This is a genomic window from Proteus mirabilis HI4320 (assembly GCF_000069965.1).
Classification (GTDB): Bacteria; Pseudomonadota; Gammaproteobacteria; order Enterobacterales; family Enterobacteriaceae; genus Proteus; species Proteus mirabilis.
This window is the reverse complement of record NC_010554.1, coordinates 1,382,720-1,401,231: the sequence shown is the minus strand read 5'-3', so window position 1 is coordinate 1,401,231 and position 18,512 is coordinate 1,382,720. Positions and strand designations below refer to the sequence as shown.

Here is an 18,512-nt window from a genome sequence, read left to right as displayed (position 1 = left end):
GTAGTTTTTTGCTGTCTAAAGTGTAAGAAGGGATATGCGATTGCGATTTTAAGCAGGTGAACGGAGTTGAATGGGGATTAACTATGCTAATGACAATGATTAAATTATTTGTTCTTATTCCTTATCTATTGTTAGGTGGTTGTAGTGGGCTTATCAATATATATCTTGATAATAAATTCCCCGTCAATATGAATAATGATGGCAATAAAATCACGGTTTATTCAACTATTTCCCCTGAAACAGTAGTGCAAGTCCGAGGTACTTATACGTCAAATAAATGCCAACGTTCTCATTTTAATGCTGATTATACCGAAGTCTCTTACTCCTCTTTAACACAAAAAGTGGAGGTAGAACGTAAAATAGCAGAGGATAATAAAAACGCGACCTATACCGTGCCTATCGATGGGGGAGGATGGTGTAATTGGAAATTGATAAAAATAGAACTAGCGCCAATCTCTACCATTTATAAAAATCATATGGTGATTAGTAAGGTTATCCCAATTGTCGATAACAAACATTCAAAAATAGAACTATTTACTACATTAGCCCCTGTTATAGTGGAAGAAGATGATCAATCTATCTATTATTCACCATCAATCACGGAAGGTGAGAAAAAACTATCTAATAAATCAAATGGAGAAATTTATTTTAATTATAAAGTTGAGCCTAAACTAACCACGACTATCTCAAAAGATGAAAAAGTTATTTTTCCTAATGGGAGTATTAAAGAACCGACCTTTTCTATTTATACTGGAAGGGTTAGTTTTAATGAAATAATCGAGAATAGTGATGAGAAATCGTTTACTTCTTTTGTTAGATATATTGATTAATCAATAGGTTACTATTCTAATTCAACTATTAATTTAACTATGCAATCTTATAGATTTATTTGATATGAGCTAACCTTCGATGGTGATCATCTTCTATGTATGTACATTACGTTAAATATGATTCTGTTGCTCCTGACCGTTTACTGTACTTTCCAACGCTTACTAGGCAATAGTACAGTGGTTTTAACAGCAAATCGAATCAGTAAATTGTTATTATCACAATACAATCAAGACCATCCAGAGACAGCAAGATTTCTACCGATTTTTATAGCTTATAACTATTCGATATAATAAAACCTAAATAACCTTATTAATTACGTTAGACCGAAATGAAATAAGTGATATAGTGGTTATATATTGCTTATTTATTATTCTTTTTAGTTATATGAATATGAGCGGAATAACAGAATAATAAGTCTTTTGTAAAGGGATCGTGCTTCTATGAAATTACAACAGTTGCGTTATATCGTTGAAGTGGTGAATAACGATTTAAACGTCTCAACGACAGCAGAGCGTTTATATACCTCTCAGCCGGGGATCAGTAAACAAATTCGTATGCTAGAAGATGAGTTGGGTATACAAATATTCTCTCGCAGTGGTAAGCACTTAACACATGTGACGCCAGCGGGGGAAGAAATTGTCAGATTATCTCGTGAGATATTATCCAAAACAGAAGCTATCCGCTCGGCTGCAGGGGAACACACTTATCCTGATCGCGGTTCGCTTTCTATTGCCACCACTCATACACAAGCGCGTTATGTTTTACCCCCTGTGATTAAAGGTTTTATAGAACGTTATCCCGAAGTGTCATTACATATGAATCAGGGTTCACCGACACAAATTGCAGAAGATGTTTGCCGTGGTAAAAGTGATTTTGCTATAGCGACAGAATCACTACATCTGTATAACGATTTAGTGATGTTACCTTGTTATCGTTGGAATCGTATTGTGGTGGTAACTAAAGATCACCCATTGGCGCAAAAGCGTGAAGTTACCTTACAAGAGCTTGCAACTTACGATATCGTTACTTATACCCATGGTTTTACTGGGCGTTCTGATCTTGACGAAGCCTTTGGTAAAGTGGGTTTAAAGCCTAAAATTGTTTTTACTGCAACGGATGCGGATGTAATAAAAACTTATGTCAGGCTACACTTAGGTATTGGTGTGATTGCGAGTATGGCATTTGATCCGATGCTTGATAGCGATTTAGTCGCTATTGATATGCGTGATAAATTTAGTTATAGCACCACAAAAATTGCATTTCGACGTAGTGGTTTTTTACGCGGTTATATGTATGACTTTATGTGGCGTTTTGCCCCACATCTAACACGTAATTTGGTGGAACAAGCGACAGCTTTACGCACCAATGAAGAAATTGAAGAGTTATTTAAAGATATCGAGTTACCTTTAGTTTAATACGCAAAGGCGGGTATATTATCCCGCCTTTTACCATTATGTAACTTATAACATTAATGCTATTGCAATAAAAAGTCCCCACTAAAAAATGAATCAGATTGAGTAATACTCAACTGACGAAACTTATTTAAAAAAGCATAAAATTGTCGATTAATCAGCGGATCATTAAGTGCACCAATATCAAAAATTGAGGTGATTGTTGTGTATTCTACTGAAATCGTAAATTTTCGCCCCGAACAACTGGCTAATAACATTTTGGCTGTTCGATGTGAGAAACGTAGACTCATTATTTTTAATTTAGGTACAAAAATAAGCTGATTATTATGATTAAGGATTTCCGTCACACCTGCAATAGTTATCGTTTTATAGCTATCAAAGGATTGGCGTATTCCTAGTTCAATTTGTTGTCCCTGATTGCGTAAAAAATCGATAAACTCGGCTAATGACGGTGACGCTGCATTAATGGCTGCACCTAATAACAGTTGCACAAAGGCTTGAGCAATTGAAAAATCAAATGTTTGCTTATCAAGTCGTTTGCTTTCAACTTTATTACGGCTAAGCAAAGGTAAATGATTAAGGGTTTCTAGCCAATGCTCTGGTTGATAATAAGCTTCACTATCTTCTTTTTTCAATACTGAAAGATGATTCGACATAATAGAGATTAAGGCAATTTGTATATCTTTCAGTTGTGTCATGATCATTTTTTCTGATTCGTTAAAACGTTTAGGTGAAGCGATAATAAATTGAACAAGTCCTTCTGTATCTTTGATATTAAGTGTCTGTTGTAATGATTTTATTGCTAAAGGCTGTGGAAAAGGGGGCGTAATAGGTTGTGCAAAATAACTATCAGCCATCATAATCTTTTTTAGTTGTTCGGCTTGTTGATTGTTCATATACATTATCCTTTATTTGCAATAATACCCCCATTAAATCCTAATTAAGTTAAAAGAAAGAGATTAAGTTTTGTTAGTAATATAATCTCAATAACATCATATTAACAAATCGTGTGGTCCGTAAGCGAAATTTCTCTTTCTATGATATGGTTAATAGATAACCTTACCTATTTTGATAGTTTGTGATTGCTGTCAGCATAAAAATAAGAAGGAGAGGAGCTATGTCGTTACGTCTGAAAAAGGAGAGTCTTTCTACTCTCTCTGTAGGTACTCATCAATATGAGTATTACCGTCTTTCTGAAGTTGCTCGTCAATTAGGGGATATCACTCGTCTCCCTAAATCGTTAAAGGTTCTGCTAGAAAATTTAGTCCGCTATCTTGATGATGATACGGTTGTTGAAGATGATATTAAGGCATTGGTGGATTGGCAAAAAAATGCCCACGCCTCCCGTGAAATTGCCTATCGCCCAGCAAGAGTATTAATGCAAGATTTTACGGGTGTACCTGCCGTTGTTGATTTAGCCGCTATGCGTGAAGCCGTAAAATCTTTGGGGGGAAATGTAGAAAAAGTTAATCCACTTTCTCCTGTTGACTTGGTTATCGACCATTCGGTGATGGTTGATAAATATGCCAGTGATGATGCTTTTGAGAAAAACGTTGAAATTGAAATGCAGCGTAACTATGAGCGTTATCTCTTTTTACGTTGGGGGCAACAGTCGTTTGAACGTTTTCGTGTAGTACCTCCTGGAACGGGCATTTGCCATCAGGTTAACTTAGAATATTTAGGTAAAGCGATATGGTCTGAACAACAAAATGGCCGACATATTGCTTACCCTGATACTTTGGTTGGAACCGATTCACATACTACTATGATCAATGGTCTGGGCGTGTTGGGTTGGGGCGTTGGTGGCATTGAGGCGGAAGCTGCGATGTTAGGCCAACCGATCTCAATGCTGATCCCTGATGTGGTAGGTTTTAAGTTAACGGGTAAACTACGTGAGGGGATCACAGCGACTGACCTAGTATTAACCGTAACGCAAATGTTACGTCAACATGGTGTGGTAGGGAAATTTGTTGAGTTTTATGGTGATGGACTAGCTTCTTTGCCTCTTGCTGACCGAGCGACGATTGCCAATATGTCACCTGAATATGGTGCAACCTGTGGCTTCTTTCCTATTGACGAAATTACACTAGATTATTTACGTCTTACTGGGCGTGAAGAGCAAGAAATTGCATTAGTTGAAGCCTATAGTAAAGAGCAAGGCTTATGGCGTCATGCCGGTGATGAACCCATTTTCACCTCAACCTTATCGTTAGATATGGGTACTGTGGAAGCAAGTCTTGCTGGCCCTAAACGTCCACAAGATAGAGTTAATTTGCTGAATGTACCAAAAGCATTTAAAGCTGCAGTAGAGCTTGAAACAAATAAAAAACCTCTTGCTCAATATCCTCAGGTCACCATTGATAATCAGCCACCTTTTACCTTAACGGATGGTGCGGTAGTAATTGCAGCGATCACCTCATGTACCAATACCTCTAACCCTAATGTTTTAATGGCCGCAGGTCTACTGGCTAAAAATGCGGTAGAAAAAGGCCTGCAGCGTAAGCCATGGGTCAAATCGTCGCTAGCCCCCGGCTCTAAAGTGGTGACTGACTACTTAGCACTGGCGGGATTAACACCTTATTTAGATAAACTTGGTTTTAATTTGGTTGGTTATGGTTGTACCACATGTATTGGTAACTCAGGGCCTTTATTAGCCCCGATTGAAGAGGCGATTAAAGATAATGATTTAACTATAGCCGCTGTACTATCGGGTAATCGTAACTTTGAAGGTCGTATCCATCCTTTAGTGAAAACCAACTGGCTTGCTTCCCCTCCTTTAGTCGTGGCTTATGCGCTATCTGGTAATATGAATATTGATTTGACCAAAGAGCCATTAGGTGAAGATAAGCAGGGCAATCCAGTCTATTTAAAAGATATTTGGCCTGACAGTAAAGCCATTGCCGATGCGGTGGAAAAAGTAAAAACGCAGATGTTCCATAAAGAGTATTCTGCGGTATTTGATGGTGATGAAACTTGGCAATCACTAAAAATACAAGATACCCCTGTATATGCTTGGCAACCTGATTCTACCTATATTCGCCATCCTCCTTTTTTTGAAGGTATGACAAAAACACCAGAGGCGATTAAAGATATTCACCAAGCCAGTATTTTAGCCATATTAGGTGACTCGGTGACCACCGATCATATTTCACCTGCTGGGAATATTAAAGCCGATAGCCCTGCTGGGCGTTATCTTCGAGAGCATGGTGTTGAACCAAAAGACTTTAACTCTTACGGTTCAAGACGTGGTAATCACGAAGTTATGATGCGAGGAACTTTTGCAAATATCCGTATTCGTAATGAAATGGTGCCGGGGATCGAAGGGGGCTTTACAAAACATATTCCAACGGGAGAAACGTTAGCCATTTATGATGCGGCGATGCGTTATCAGCAAGAAAATACGCCTTTAGCCATTATTGCCGGTAATGAATATGGATCAGGCTCTAGCCGTGACTGGGCCGCCAAAGGTACACGATTATTAGGTGTGCGAGTGGTGATAGCCGGATCGTTTGAACGTATTCACCGTTCTAATTTGATTGGTATGGGAGTATTACCTTTAGAATTTCCTAACGGTGTATCACGCCAGACTTTAGGGCTCAAAGGTGATGAAAAAATTGAGATAACGGGGCTTAATTCGCTAACACCGGGTCAAGATGTCGCTGTCAATATTACTTTTGCAGATGGTCGCCAAGAAACTATTATGGCTCGTTGTCGTATTGATACGCAAACTGAGCTGGCTTATTTTGAACATGGCGGGATCTTGCATTATGTTATTCGTAATATGTTGTAAAATAATTTAGTAAGTATTAATTAGTTGGCGAAGAATGATGAATTAATTCTTCGCTTTCTTTTTTATAATAGAATATTTTTATATTTCATAATATCGACAAATGATTTCATCTAATACTATAAACTAACCATTAAATGCTAAACGTATTTTTAATGAGTATCAAGTTAATATAACAATATTAACAGGGTGTTATTATGGAGGTGTTTATGAAGAAATATAAAATAACGAGTGAAACAAAAGAATATAATGGTGTTACTTTATATAGAATTAGAAGAGTGTATACAGATAGTCCAGGAGGATGGATAGAAAATGAAAGTAATTTAAGTAGAGATGATAATTGTTTTATTTTTGATAATGTAATGGTATTTGGTAATGCTAAAGTCACAGATAATGCAATTATAAGAAATAATGTGAAGATCTACGGTAATGCAATAGTTAAGGGAAATAGTAAAGTAAAAGACAATGCAGAGATTTATGGTAATGTGCTAGTGGAAGATAATGTGACAATATCTGATGATGTTGTAATATATGATAATGCAGTTATTAAAGATAATGCGAGAATATCTGACGATGCTGTAATATATGATAATGCTGTTATTAAAGATAATGCTAAAGTATCAGAATATGCTATTGTTCGTGGTGATGCAATAGTTGAAAAAAATGGTTGGGTGACTGGTTATGCGACTGTTGAGGGAAATACAATTGTATCGAAAGGTGAGGTTATTAAGAGCCAATTTGGCTCTTGGGATGATATTGATGAACTAAGAGCATTTTATATTTATATTAATAGATATAACAGTACAGCGACTGCATATGTTAATGGTAGACATCAGGTACCTATTACTATTTATATAGAGGCTTTAGATAAAAATGGTCGTATCATAAAAATAGCCAAAGAAGATATTTATAGAAATACACATATTGTAAATGAAAAAAATCTTCCTATTGACCGCAATGATATTTCTTTATCTGATAAAGAAAATGGATTTGTATTTCCAAGCAGTGAAGAAGCAACATTGAACTCCCCTGATGCATCTACTTGTGTTATTTATCTTTCTGTTAATAAAGTGATAGATACCTTTAGAATTTGTGCACAGACTCACATTAAAGGAAAAGAGTATACTACAGCCTTTAAAAATAATTACAGTGATTATTTAAATTTTATCATTCTGGACGTTGCACCAAAAAAAATATTTACAGAAGCAGATGTAGACATAGAACCGCTGGTAAATCCTAGAATAGAAAAAGATGTAGAAACATCAGGTGATGTCTTGACGAAATATTATCTAAGGTTTAACGGTAATAATAGAACGATAACTAAGAGTGTAGAGTATGAAGAAAATAAATCTTTTCATTATTTTCAAAAAGGTCATTATCAGATTATTAGCACATCGACTGATAAATATATTAAAAAAATTCCATTAAAGCCTCATTATTACACTAAGGAATTCCATTTTAAACCAGATACTTTAATTCCGGTCACATCAGCAAATGATGAGGATGGGGTATGTTTCTGGAGCTATAGTATAGAATATGGAAAAGCGTTTACATCCAGTAGGAAAGATGAAGAAATGAATTGTATTATATATGATCAATATGGTAATGATCTTCAAGTATCAATTAAAGCAGATGAAAATAATAAATTAAAGTTTTATTTTGGGTCATAACTATTAATAAATAGGTCACTTATTATAAGTGACCTGATAAATTATAAGTCGTGTTTACCACCCTTGAATAGCACCACCTTTAAAAATAGTCTCAGCGGCTGTTGCCACTTCGGGTGACTGATAGGCTTTAATAAAATCGCGTACATTCTCTGCTTCTTTATTATCTTCTCTTGTAACAATAATATTAGTATAAGGTGAACTTTTATCTTCAATAAAAATACTGTCTTTGGTTGGTGATAAATTAATTTGTTGGATATAAGTTGTGCTAATTATCGCAACTGTTACTTGGGGATCGTTTAATACTCGTGGTAGTTGCGCACCTTCTAATTGCATAATATTTAATTTAAGTGGATTATCAATAATATCGAGTGTTGTGGGTAATAGGCCACTGTCAGGGTTTAAGGTGATCAGTTTCTCTTTTTGTAGCAATAATAATGCGCGCCCCAAGTTGGTTGGATCATTGGGCAGTGCTATTGTATCACCGGGTTTTAATTCTTGAGGATGTTTAATTTTGGTTGAATAACCTGCCATAGGAAAAACAAAGGTATTGCCTACCGCGACGAGGTTATAACCACGAGAACGATTATCTTGCTCAAGGAAAGGGCGATGTTGGAACACATTGGCATCTAATTCTTTGTTTGCAGTGGGATCGTTAGGTAACAATGAGCCACTAAAACCCACCAGCTCAACCTCTAAACCATATTTTTCTTTAGCCACTTTTTTAGCGACTTCTGCCACATCTTGCTCTGCACCATTAATCACCCCCACTTTAATTGCATAACGGTTGTTATCATTGTTATCGCAACCTGTTAATAGTGTCCCAGCTAATAAAAGAGACGCAAAAATCCTACCAGAAAAATGTAATGGCATTATGCTATTCCTATTAAAAATTATTTAGTTATAAATAGCTTAAAGCCAGTTAAAGAGTCAACAGCTTGCCATATGATAAAATTTCACATGATATAATTTAATAATTAAAGGATAAAAAAATCATCTTGAAAATAGTCAGTAGCTTGATGGGGGTAAGTGCAGGAAAATAAAATCCGGGCTAAATCACCCGGATTGAATAATAACGCTGATAATCTATCCGATATTTATGTTATTGCGCTTTTTTAAATAACATATGTCCCATTTTATCCGCTTTAGTATCAAGATAATGAGCATTACTTGGATTACGTCCTACGATTAATGGAACACGCTCTACCACGTTGATCCCAGCTTCTTTCATTATTTCGATTTTCTTTGGATTATTGGTTAATAATCGTACTTCATGTATGCCTAATAGATTATACATATCAGCGCAAAGGGTGAAGTCACGCTCATCAGCTTTAAATCCTAACTTTAGATTAGCTTCGACAGTATCTAATCCTTGGTCTTGTAATGCATAAGCGCGGATTTTATTAAGTAAACCAATATTGCGACCTTCTTGGCGATGATAAAGTAATACACCACGGCCTTCTTTGCTAATTTGTGAAAGGGCAGCTTCTAGCTGAAAACCACAATCACAACGCAGGCTAAATAGTGCATCGCCAGTTAAACATTCAGAATGAATACGGGATAAAACGGGTTTTGTGCCAGAAATGTCACCAAAAACGAGGGCAACATGATCTTTTCCTGTGGCAATTTCTTCAAAACCCACCATTAAAAACTCACCAAAAGGAGTAGGGAGTTTTGCTTCTGCGATACGTCTTAATTTCATTATTTTTGACTCATAATTTCAGGTGATACTCTCGTTCAAGATTATACACTTTATAACGAGGACAAAGAGAAATAAAACACTGAAATGGTTCCTTGTCTAAATCGGCAGGGAATTTGATAACACACACTTAATAAATCACACCTAAACAAATTATCAGATTTTAAGCCTACTTGCATAATTATTTATTGCTAAACTGGTATTGTTTATACTAATCATTTATATCAGTTAATCATCAGTAAATAAAAACAGTGCATACAGAATAGATAAGGACAAATAGATTGAATAAGCAAATATCAGTATTGATGCTTTTAGGAAGTGGATTGCTTTTGATTGTACCTATTGTGGTGCTTATTCTGGGATGGCAATGGCAACCATCAGCACATCCTCTGGGAGGCGAAAGCACTTTATGGATAGCCAATAGTGCGGCTAAACCTTGGGGAGCTTTAACTATATTACTTTGCCTTGTTTTGCTCTTTTTTATTCTTAAACTACCTAAAAAAGCATTTATTCAGTTAGCAATTATTATGGTCGCGACTTTGATGTTGGGGCAGTTGATCAAAGTGGCTGTAAAAAATAGCGTTAAAGAGCCACGACCTTATGTGGTTTGGGTCAGTAACCAACTATCAATATCACCAGAACATTTTTACCAAGTGTCTCGTCCTGAGCGTGAGCAACTGTTGCATAATGGATTATCTCATTCGTCGCTGATCCCTCAATGGCAATTAAGCCATTGGCGAGCAGAAACCGGTTATGCCTTTCCTTCTGGACACAGCTTATTCTCTGCAACACTGGCTTTATTTGTGTTTGTGCTGTGTATGTTACGACGTCATTATTTTTTAGCCAGCTTAGGGATATTATGGGGTATTGATGTGACTGTCGGACGAATAATATTAGGTATGCACTGGGCATCTGATGTGATTGTCGGTATTCTGATTAGTGCTGTGTTGGTGTGGTGTGCATTTTGGATGATTGAACGACGATTGTTGTTAAAACCTTGATAATCGTTTTTCTTTTTGAGATAGCGAATTTATTTTTCACTATTTATGTGAAAAAATATACGAAAATCAGATGATTCTAAGAAATGACTTTCTTTGTGAGTGGTGAAAATGCTACCTTTATCCCTTATCCAAAGAAAAGAGAATAAAAAGGAAATAATGTGAAGAAAGTTCTACTTTTTATTTTGGTTGTTCTGGTGCTAGCTATTGTCGTAATAGCCATGACGTTAGGTTCAAATAATGATCAGGTGATCACCTTCAATTATCTTATTGCTCAAGGTGAATATCGTATCTCTACTTTATTAGCCACGCTGTTTGGTGTTGGTTTTGTACTGGGCTGGATCGTCAGTGGCGTTTTTTACTTGCGAGTACGTTTATCATTAGTAAGAGCAAAGCGTAAAATTAAGCGCCTTGAAAGTGAACAAACCAAACAAGAAAGCCAAGAAAATCGTTCTACAGCCGTTTCTACTGTAAAATAAGGACGAGAATAGATGCTTGAGTTGCTGTTTCTGTTATTACCGGTCGCTGCGGCTTATGGCTGGTATATGGGGCGTCGTGGTGCGCAACAGGATAAACAGCAAAATGCCGATCGCCTGTCACGTGAATATGTGGCAGGGGTTAACTTTTTACTTTCTGATCAACAAGACAAAGCGGTTGATCTGTTCCTTGAAATGCTTAAAGAGGATAGCTCAGCCTTTGAAGCACATCTTACTTTAGGTAATCTATTTCGCTCTCGTGGTGAAGTTGAACGTGCGATTCGTATTCACCAATCGTTAATGGAGAGCGCGGCACTCTCTTTTGAACAACGTCTTCTCGCTATTCAGCAACTTGGCCGTGATTATGTCGCAGCAGGGGTTTATGATCGCGCTGAACATATGTTTTTACAGCTGATTGATGAGCAGGATTTTCGTCAAAGTGCATTACAATCCCTCCTAGCCATTTATCAACTTACCAGTGACTGGGGTAAGGCGATAGAAACCGCAGAGAAATTGGTAAAACTGGGTCAACATGAACTTAAAGAGCAAATTGCCCATTTCTATTGTGAACTCGCATTGCAAGAAATGAGCAGTGATAATCTTGATAATGCGCTAAGTTTTCTACAAAAAGCCGGGCAAATGGATCCACTTTGTGCCCGTGTTTCCATTATGTATGGTCGTATCTATATCGCGCGCGATGAAAAAAATAAAGCCATTGATGTATTAATGAAAGTAATTGAGCAAGATAAAGAGATGGTCAGTGAAACCTTGCCAATGCTTTTTGAATGCTTCCAATCTCAAGGTGATCCTGCACGTTGGGAAGCCTATCTACGTCAATGTGTCGAGAGTAATTGTGGTGCCATTGCAGAGCTTTATCTTGCCGATATTATTGAAGAGAAAGAGGGCATTGAAGCTGCACAGTTATATATTAATCGCCAACTAGAACGTCATCCTACCATGCGACTTTTCTATCGTTTAATGCGCTATCATTTAGCTGAAGCAGAAGAAGGACGCGCAAAAGAGAGCCTGATCTTATTACGTTATATGGTCGGTGAGCAGATCCGCACAAAACCTGATTACCGTTGCCATAAATGTGGTTTTACCTCCCATGCATTATATTGGCATTGTCCATCCTGTCGCTCTTGGGATACCGTTAAGCCGATACGTGGCTTAGATGGTCAGTGACGATGTCACTTTTAATAGTCTCTTGATAAATAAAGGCCTTAAAATGTCATTTGATTGTGATAAAAAATCGCCCAGCTCTACCTGCGCGCCCGTTATTGTGGCACTAGACTATGAAGACCAAAAAAGTGCACTCGATTTTGCACAACTTATCGACCCTTCATCTTGTCGCCTTAAAATTGGTAAAGAGATGTTTACTCGCTTTGGACCGCAATTTGTAACGCAATTGCAACAGCAAGGGTTTGATATTTTCTTAGATTTAAAATTTCATGATATACCCAATACGGTGGCGAGAGCAGTTGCCGCGGCTGCCGATTTAGGGGTATGGATGGTAAATGTGCATGCGAGTGGTGGTAGTCGTATGATGCGTGCGGCAAAGGAGAGCTTAAGATCATTTGGCAAAGAGGCACCGCTATTAACCGCTGTCACTGTGTTGACCAGTATGGATCAATCCGATCTCACTGAATTGGGCATTAACCTAACTCCAGCAGAACAAGCCGAACGCTTAGCATTACTGGCTAAAGCCTGTGGTCTTGATGGTGTGGTATGTTCGGCCCATGAAGCCACTCGTTTTAAACAAGTGTGTGGTGATGACTTTTTATTGGTCACTCCCGGAATTCGACCCGCGGGGAGCGAAGTGGGTGATCAGCGTCGAGTTATGACGCCAGAGCAAGCGATAGTGGCTGGGGTGGATTATATGGTGATCGGCAGACCTATTACACGCAGTGAAAATCCACTGGAAACTTTACAGCAAATTAATCGTTCTATACAAGGTGTTGTGCAACATGGATAATAATTCTCGGCTGGTTTATTCCACTGATATTGGTCGGATTAAAGAAGAAGAGCAGAAACCTACACGCCCCGCCGGTGATGGTATTGTGCGTATCCAACGTCAAACCAGTGGCCGTAAAGGTAAGGGTGTTTGTGTTATCTCCGGTATTGATTTGGATGATGCAGCTCTGGCTAAATTAGCGGCTGAATTAAAAAAGAAATGTGGTTGTGGTGGCAGTGTTAAAGAGGGATTAATTGAAATCCAAGGTGATAAACGGGATTTAATTAAATCTTTATTAGAAGCGAAAGGGATGAAAGTGAAATTGGCCGGAGGCTAAGGTAGTTCTTTATCACAACCCCAATCATCGATTGAAGCCTAGTATTCTACATATAGTGCGCTTATCTTGTTGAAGGTCGGCGCATTTTTATTATTAGCAAACTAGTTTTAGTGGTGACAGTGTCACTTTATATATCTGTAGAGTCGCAAAATGCAATAAATAAAAAAGCTGATAACCTGAGTAGGTTATCAGCTTGATAATATCTATTACGCTAAATAGCTGTTAAATCGGACGAGCAACAATATTACGCGTTTCTAGTTTCACATCTTCAATACGTACCGGAATAATGTCGTTGAGCTTATAGGCTGTTTCACCTTTAATAATGACAGAGCCAGTTTCTTGACTACATTGAATTTCGTCACGTACCGCATGTAAAAATGGTGCAGGAATAAAGGCAATAGCCCCATTTTCAACTAAACGTACCCGAATACCACCACGAGTAATATCAATAATTTCGGCATTAAAGGTACTCTCAGTGCCAGCAAAAGGTTTTAAGAAGCGCGCATATAACCAATCACCGACATCGCGCTCGGCCATACGGTTAGCACGACGACGTTCGGCAATACGAACACAATCTTCATCTTGCGGTTTTTCTGCCGCACTTTTGCTGATAATCGCTTTTAATAAACGGTGATTTAAAATATCACTGTATTTACGGATCGGTGATGTCCATGTCGCATAAGCTTCAAGGCCTAAACCAAAGTGAGGACCTGGCTCTGTTTTTATTTCAGCGAAGTTTTGGAAACGACGAATACGGCTATCAAGGAATTGGTTTGGCTGATTATCCAGTTCACGACGTAAGCGACAGAAACCTTCAAGGGTTAATAACTCATCTGCGTTGGTTTCAATACCGTGCTCTTTTAAGGTTTGTGAGACTTGATCAATATAGAGCGGATCAAAACCAGTATGAACGTTATAAATACCAAAACCGAGATTGCGACTAAGTACCTTTGCCGCACAAATATTGGCGGTGATCATCGCTTCTTCCACGATACGGTTGGCAGTACGACGTTTTTCCGCCACGATATCTAATACGTTGCCACTGTCATCAAGAATAAAGCGATAGTCAGGACGCTCTTTAAAGACGAGAGCATGTTGTTCACGCCATACATGACGTTTCTCGCTCATCTCTTTTAATAGCATGACTTGTTCATGAACAATCTCATTTTCAGGTGCCCACTGTGTTTCTTCACCTTCTAGCCAATCAGAAATATTGTCATAAACCAGTTTTGCTTTTGATTCTACCCATGCTGAGTAGAAGTGGATCTCATCGGTTAATGCACCATCCTCCATGATACCCACTTGGCAGACTAACGCAGGACGTTTTTCATTAGGGCGCAATGAGCAGAGATTATCTGATAGCTCACGAGGTAACATCGGGATATTAAAGCCCGGTAGATAGTTTGTTAGCGCTCGTTGTGCTGCAATGGTATCTAATTCACTATTAGGCTGAATATAAGCCGTTGGATCGGCAATAGCGATATACAGTGAAAGTTGGCCATTTTCTTCTTTACGAATATATAACGCATCGTCCATATCTTCGGTTGAAGCACTATCGATGGTCACAAAGGAGAGCGCGGTTAAATCTTCACGCGGTAGATCATCATGTAAGGTTAATGTTTCACTGTCTACTTCAGGTGCATTTCGCTCTAATTGATGACGCATTAATGTCACCCACCAAGGTGCAAAATGGTCATCTTTATCGGTAATAAAATCAGTTAATTCAGCTTGAAAATGTTTATCACCTTTAAGAGGATGTCGGCGCATTTCCGCCACTGCCCAATCTTGATCGGCAAATGGATGCGTTAAGCTTTTTATAGGACGACAAGGAATGGCATCTTTGAGTAGAGGGTGATCAGGAATAATCCATAGACGATTATCACCTTCTTTTTTCTGAACACGGCCGACAAAGCGAGTCAAAAAGGGTTCTACCAGCTCTTCAGGCTCAGCGGACTCTTTATCATTATTAGTATGTACGGCAGCAATAATGCGATCACCGTGCATCACTTTTTTCATTTGAGGAGGAGGGATAAAATAGCTTTTCTGACCATCAACTTCAAGGAAGCCAAAGCCTTTATCTGTCCCTTTTACAAGGCCTTCCACGCGCGGTGTTTGGGCATGGAGTTGCTGTTTTAGCTGAGCAAGCAGCGGATTGTCTTGAAACATATTTTTCCGGAAAGTCGGCAATTTTAATAATAAAAGTGGGCAATAGTTTTATTCGATTGTGTGTAATGACGCAAGTAATATGCATCAGAAAAACAGAGAAATTTGCACAATGTTATTGTGGATCTGTTTTTTCGGTATACTCACAGAGATCTTCAATAATACAAGAGCCACACCGTGGTTTTCTGGCAATACAGGTATAACGACCATGCAGGATAAGCCAATGGTGGCAATCGACTTTAAATTCTGCCGGTACCACTTTTAGCAGTTTTTGTTCCACTTCATTAACATTTTTTCCCGGTGCAAATTTAGTGCGATTACACACGCGAAAGATATGTGTATCAACAGCAATGGTCGGCCAACCAAAAGCGGTGTTAAGTACGACATTCGCTGTTTTACGACCGACACCGGGTAATGCCTCTAAAGCCTCTCTATTTTCAGGAACTTGGCCATGATGTTTATCTACCAATATTTGGCAGGTTTTAATCACATTCTCAGCTTTTGTATTAAATAGGCCAATGGTCTTAATATAGGATTTGATCCCCTCAACACCTAATTCCAGCATTGCTTGGGGTGTATTGGCAACAGGGTAAAGTTTTGCTGTTGCCTTATTAACACTAACATCGGTGGCTTGTGCAGAGAGTAACACGGAGATCAATAATTCAAACGGGGAGTTAAATCTTAACTCAGTAGTAGGATGCGGATTGTTATCCCGCAACCTAGTTAAAATTTCTATACGTTTAGCTTGATTCATTATGCTCACAAATTAGTTTTTAACAATATGACTGCCACAACCTTGTTCTTTTTCATAGGTTTTGGTCGTGGATGGAACGCGTTTTTTCTGTTTTTCATCAATCAGGTATTTTATGGCCAGCATAAAACCTAAACCAATAAAGGCACCGGGTGGTAAAATAGCCAGTAAGAAAGGTGAGTCTAAATGTACTATCTCAACCCTTAATACTTGCGCCCATTCACCTAATAATAAATCAGCACCATCAAATAAAGTGCCATTACCTAATATTTCACGCATTGCCCCTAAAACAAAAAGTGCCGCTGTTGCACCTAATCCCATAGCAAAGCCATCAATTGCTGAAGGGAAAACTTCATTTTTAGCTGCAAACGCCTCTGCACGACCAATCACAATACAGTTAGTGACAATAAGAGGAATAAATATTCCTAACGATTGGTATAAACCATAAGCATAGGCATTGATAAGCAATTGTACCGCACTAACAACGGATGCGATAATCATAACATAAATTGGAATACGAATTTCAGAGGGAACCCAACGACGTAAACTAGACACTGCCACATTGGTACAAACTAATACTAATGTTGTGGCTAGACCTAAGCCTAAAGCATTGGTCGCGGTAGAAGACACTGCCAGTAATGGGCACAGCCCTAATAATTGAACTAAAGCAGAGTTATTCTTCCATAATCCTTGTGAAAACAGTTCTTTGATCATACTCATTTTAATTCGCCTCACAAGCTGAAAGGGTATCTAATTTTTCAGGTAAAGATTGTATTAACCATGCAGTGCGTTTTGATGCATTAACGACGGCTCTTGGTGTGATAGTTGCTCCAGTGAATTGGTCAAAATCACCACCATCTTTTTTTACCGCCCAATGTGAGTCATGAGCACTGGTAATAAACTTGTTACTTAATGAGTAAATCCAATCTGAAATACGCGTTTCTATTTTATCACCTAGCCCCGGTGTTTCATTATGTGTTGTCACGCGAACACCGAGTACTTTGCCACTAAAATCAGCACCAACCAATAATTCAATCGCCCCTGAATAACCGTCAGGTGCCGTTGATTCTAATGCGGCGGCGACAGGTTTACCATTAAAACGAGCAACATAAAGTTTATGTGGTTTTTCATTACCTAATGCTTTATCTGTCAAAATATAACAATCTTGCGCGAGATGGTTATTGTAGAGAGAGGTTGGGATCACTTGGTCTAATAATTTCTGTTTTTCTAAAGCCGCTTGTTCTGCGATAGTATTCGCCGTCAAGTGATAGACGACAGCCGTTAACCCTGTGGTACAGGCCGCAAAGATAGCTAATGTTAACCCATGACGTTTTAGTATCTCGATCATCATTATCTCCATTAATGTCCATAAACCCGAGGACGGGTATAACTATCAATAAGCGGTACAGCAATATTAGCTAATAGGACTGAGAAGGCCACGGCATCAGGATAGCCACCATAGACACGAATAATCCACACTAATAGGCCAATGATTGCACCATAGATTAATCGCCCTTTTGGTGTGGTGGAGGCGCTAACAGGATCGGTGGCAATAAAGAAAGCCCCTAACATCGTCGCACCTGAGAAAAGCTGTAATAGTGGCTGAGAGTAACGAGTAGCATCGATCCCCCAACTGATCAGTGAACAAACACCAAGCAGCGTTAACATGGCAACAGGAATTTGCCAGCTAATAATTCGTTTATATAACAAGATAACGCCCCCAACCAGATAGGCAACATTCACCCATTGCCAACCCATTCCCGCAAATCCACCTTGTAAGATTGGCGTTGCTAATACTTCATCAATAGAGTGGGTTAATAATCCGGTTTTAAAACTATCAAGTGGTGTGGCTTGGGTAATGCCATCTACAGAGCGCCTTAAATCTTCAAGGGTGAGTCCTGAGGGTGTATGTCCGGTAAAGAAAATACTTAAGCTATCTATAAAGTTATAAGATACGGCTTGTAATTCAATGGGGGGCATCCATGATGTCATTTGTACAGGAAAGGAGATCAATAGCACCACATAACCGACCATCGCGGGATTAAATGGGTTTTGACCTAATCCGCCATAAATATGTTTGGCAATAACAACCGCAAAAAATGTCCCTAAAACAATTATCCACCAAGGCGCTAAAGGAGGAATACTAATTGCTAGTAAAATACCTGTTAGTAAAGCGGAATTATCTTTTAGGTATAGAAGTGGATCTTCTTTTCTGAGTTTGACACAAATAGTCTCCGCCAATAGCGCGACAATGATTGCCAAGATGATTTGATATAGCGTCCCTAAACCAAAGAAGTAGAGTTGGCATAGAATACCTGGAATAGCGGCCAATATTACCCACAACATCACTTGACTGGTGGATTGTTGATTATGAGTAAATGGAGAGCTGGCGATTTTCAATTTGCTATTGTTATTTTGTATTGGTCTAAATTTCATT

The 18,512-nt window shown here is 38.5% G+C and carries 17 protein-coding genes; 9 read left to right on the top strand and 8 right to left on the bottom strand.

Annotation, left to right across the window (positions count from 1 at the left end):
* Positions 1–83 precede the first annotated feature (83 nt).
* Positions 84–830, top strand: coding sequence for a hypothetical protein (locus PMI_RS06385; RefSeq protein ID WP_012367960.1), 747 nt, complete (start codon positions 84–86; stop codon positions 828–830).
* A gap of 441 nt (positions 831–1,271) precedes the next feature.
* Positions 1,272–2,246, top strand: coding sequence for an HTH-type transcriptional regulator CysB (cysB, locus tag PMI_RS06380; protein ID WP_004243041.1), 975 nt, complete (start codon positions 1,272–1,274; stop codon positions 2,244–2,246).
* Between the two features lie 59 nt (positions 2,247–2,305).
* On the opposite strand, the gene PMI_RS06375 is transcribed toward cysB, so the two are convergent.
* A complete protein-coding gene (locus PMI_RS06375; protein ID WP_004248113.1) occupies positions 2,306–3,139 on the bottom strand; it encodes an Evf family palmitoylated virulence factor in 834 nt (277 codons plus the stop codon).
* A 221-nt stretch (positions 3,140–3,360) separates the two neighbouring features.
* Between PMI_RS06375 and acnA the strand changes: the two genes are divergently transcribed.
* Positions 3,361–6,033: an aconitate hydratase AcnA gene (gene acnA, locus PMI_RS06370; protein WP_004248112.1), complete on the top strand. Its 2,673-nt coding sequence runs from the start codon at positions 3,361–3,363 to the stop codon at positions 6,031–6,033.
* Between the two features lie 206 nt (positions 6,034–6,239).
* Positions 6,240–7,700 (top strand): LbetaH domain-containing protein, encoded by a 1,461-nt coding sequence (locus tag PMI_RS06365; protein WP_004251102.1) that lies wholly within the window; start codon positions 6,240–6,242, stop codon positions 7,698–7,700.
* Between the two features lie 54 nt (positions 7,701–7,754).
* Here the strand turns inward: PMI_RS06365 and PMI_RS06360 are convergent, their stop codons facing one another.
* Positions 7,755–8,570, bottom strand: a complete 816-nt coding sequence (locus PMI_RS06360) for a MetQ/NlpA family lipoprotein (protein WP_004243034.1) — start codon at positions 8,568–8,570, stop codon at positions 7,755–7,757.
* Between the two features lie 229 nt (positions 8,571–8,799).
* Positions 8,800–9,399 (bottom strand): GTP cyclohydrolase II, encoded by a 600-nt coding sequence (ribA, locus tag PMI_RS06355; RefSeq protein ID WP_004243033.1) that lies wholly within the window; start codon positions 9,397–9,399, stop codon positions 8,800–8,802.
* Positions 9,400–9,677: 278 nt separating this feature from the next.
* Between ribA and pgpB the strand changes: the two genes are divergently transcribed.
* The 5 genes from pgpB to yciH all read left to right on the top strand — a co-directional run bounded on the left by pgpB (position 9,678) and on the right by yciH (position 13,161).
* A complete protein-coding gene (gene pgpB / locus PMI_RS06350; protein ID WP_012367957.1) occupies positions 9,678–10,397 on the top strand; it encodes a phosphatidylglycerophosphatase B in 720 nt (239 codons plus the stop codon).
* 158 nt (positions 10,398–10,555) lie between these two features.
* Positions 10,556–10,873: a LapA family protein gene (locus PMI_RS06345; protein ID WP_004243031.1), complete on the top strand. Its 318-nt coding sequence runs from the start codon at positions 10,556–10,558 to the stop codon at positions 10,871–10,873.
* Positions 10,874–10,885: 12 nt separating this feature from the next.
* A complete protein-coding gene (gene lapB, locus PMI_RS06340) occupies positions 10,886–12,055 on the top strand; it encodes a lipopolysaccharide assembly protein LapB (protein ID WP_004243030.1) in 1,170 nt (389 codons plus the stop codon).
* 43 nt (positions 12,056–12,098) lie between these two features.
* Positions 12,099–12,845, top strand: coding sequence for an orotidine-5'-phosphate decarboxylase (pyrF, locus tag PMI_RS06335; protein ID WP_012367956.1), 747 nt, complete (start codon positions 12,099–12,101; stop codon positions 12,843–12,845).
* Positions 12,838–13,161, top strand: a complete 324-nt coding sequence (yciH, locus tag PMI_RS06330; protein WP_004248106.1) for a stress response translation initiation inhibitor YciH — start codon at positions 12,838–12,840, stop codon at positions 13,159–13,161. Before pyrF ends, yciH begins: the two co-directional genes overlap by 8 nt.
* Positions 13,162–13,383: 222 nt before the next feature.
* Here the strand turns inward: yciH and PMI_RS06325 are convergent, their stop codons facing one another.
* The 5 genes from PMI_RS06325 to rsxD all read right to left on the bottom strand — a co-directional run bounded on the left by PMI_RS06325 (position 13,384) and on the right by rsxD (position 18,511).
* The gene (locus PMI_RS06325) at positions 13,384–15,327 is read right to left on the bottom strand and encodes an exoribonuclease II (protein ID WP_004243027.1); all 1,944 of its coding nucleotides are present in this window, start codon (positions 15,325–15,327) and stop codon (positions 13,384–13,386) included.
* 112 nt (positions 15,328–15,439) lie between these two features.
* A complete protein-coding gene (gene nth, locus PMI_RS06320; protein WP_004243025.1) occupies positions 15,440–16,078 on the bottom strand; it encodes an endonuclease III in 639 nt (212 codons plus the stop codon).
* Positions 16,079–16,090: 12 nt separating this feature from the next.
* Positions 16,091–16,795, bottom strand: coding sequence for an electron transport complex subunit E (locus PMI_RS06315; RefSeq protein ID WP_004243024.1), 705 nt, complete (start codon positions 16,793–16,795; stop codon positions 16,091–16,093).
* Between the two features lies 1 nt (position 16,796).
* Positions 16,797–17,423: an electron transport complex subunit RsxG gene (gene rsxG, locus PMI_RS06310; RefSeq protein WP_004248104.1), complete on the bottom strand. Its 627-nt coding sequence runs from the start codon at positions 17,421–17,423 to the stop codon at positions 16,797–16,799.
* A gap of 11 nt (positions 17,424–17,434) precedes the next feature.
* On the bottom strand, positions 17,435–18,511 hold the full coding sequence (gene rsxD, locus PMI_RS06305; RefSeq protein ID WP_004243022.1) for an electron transport complex subunit RsxD: 1,077 nt from the start codon (positions 18,509–18,511) through the stop codon (positions 17,435–17,437).
* Position 18,512: the final 1 nt, after the last annotated feature.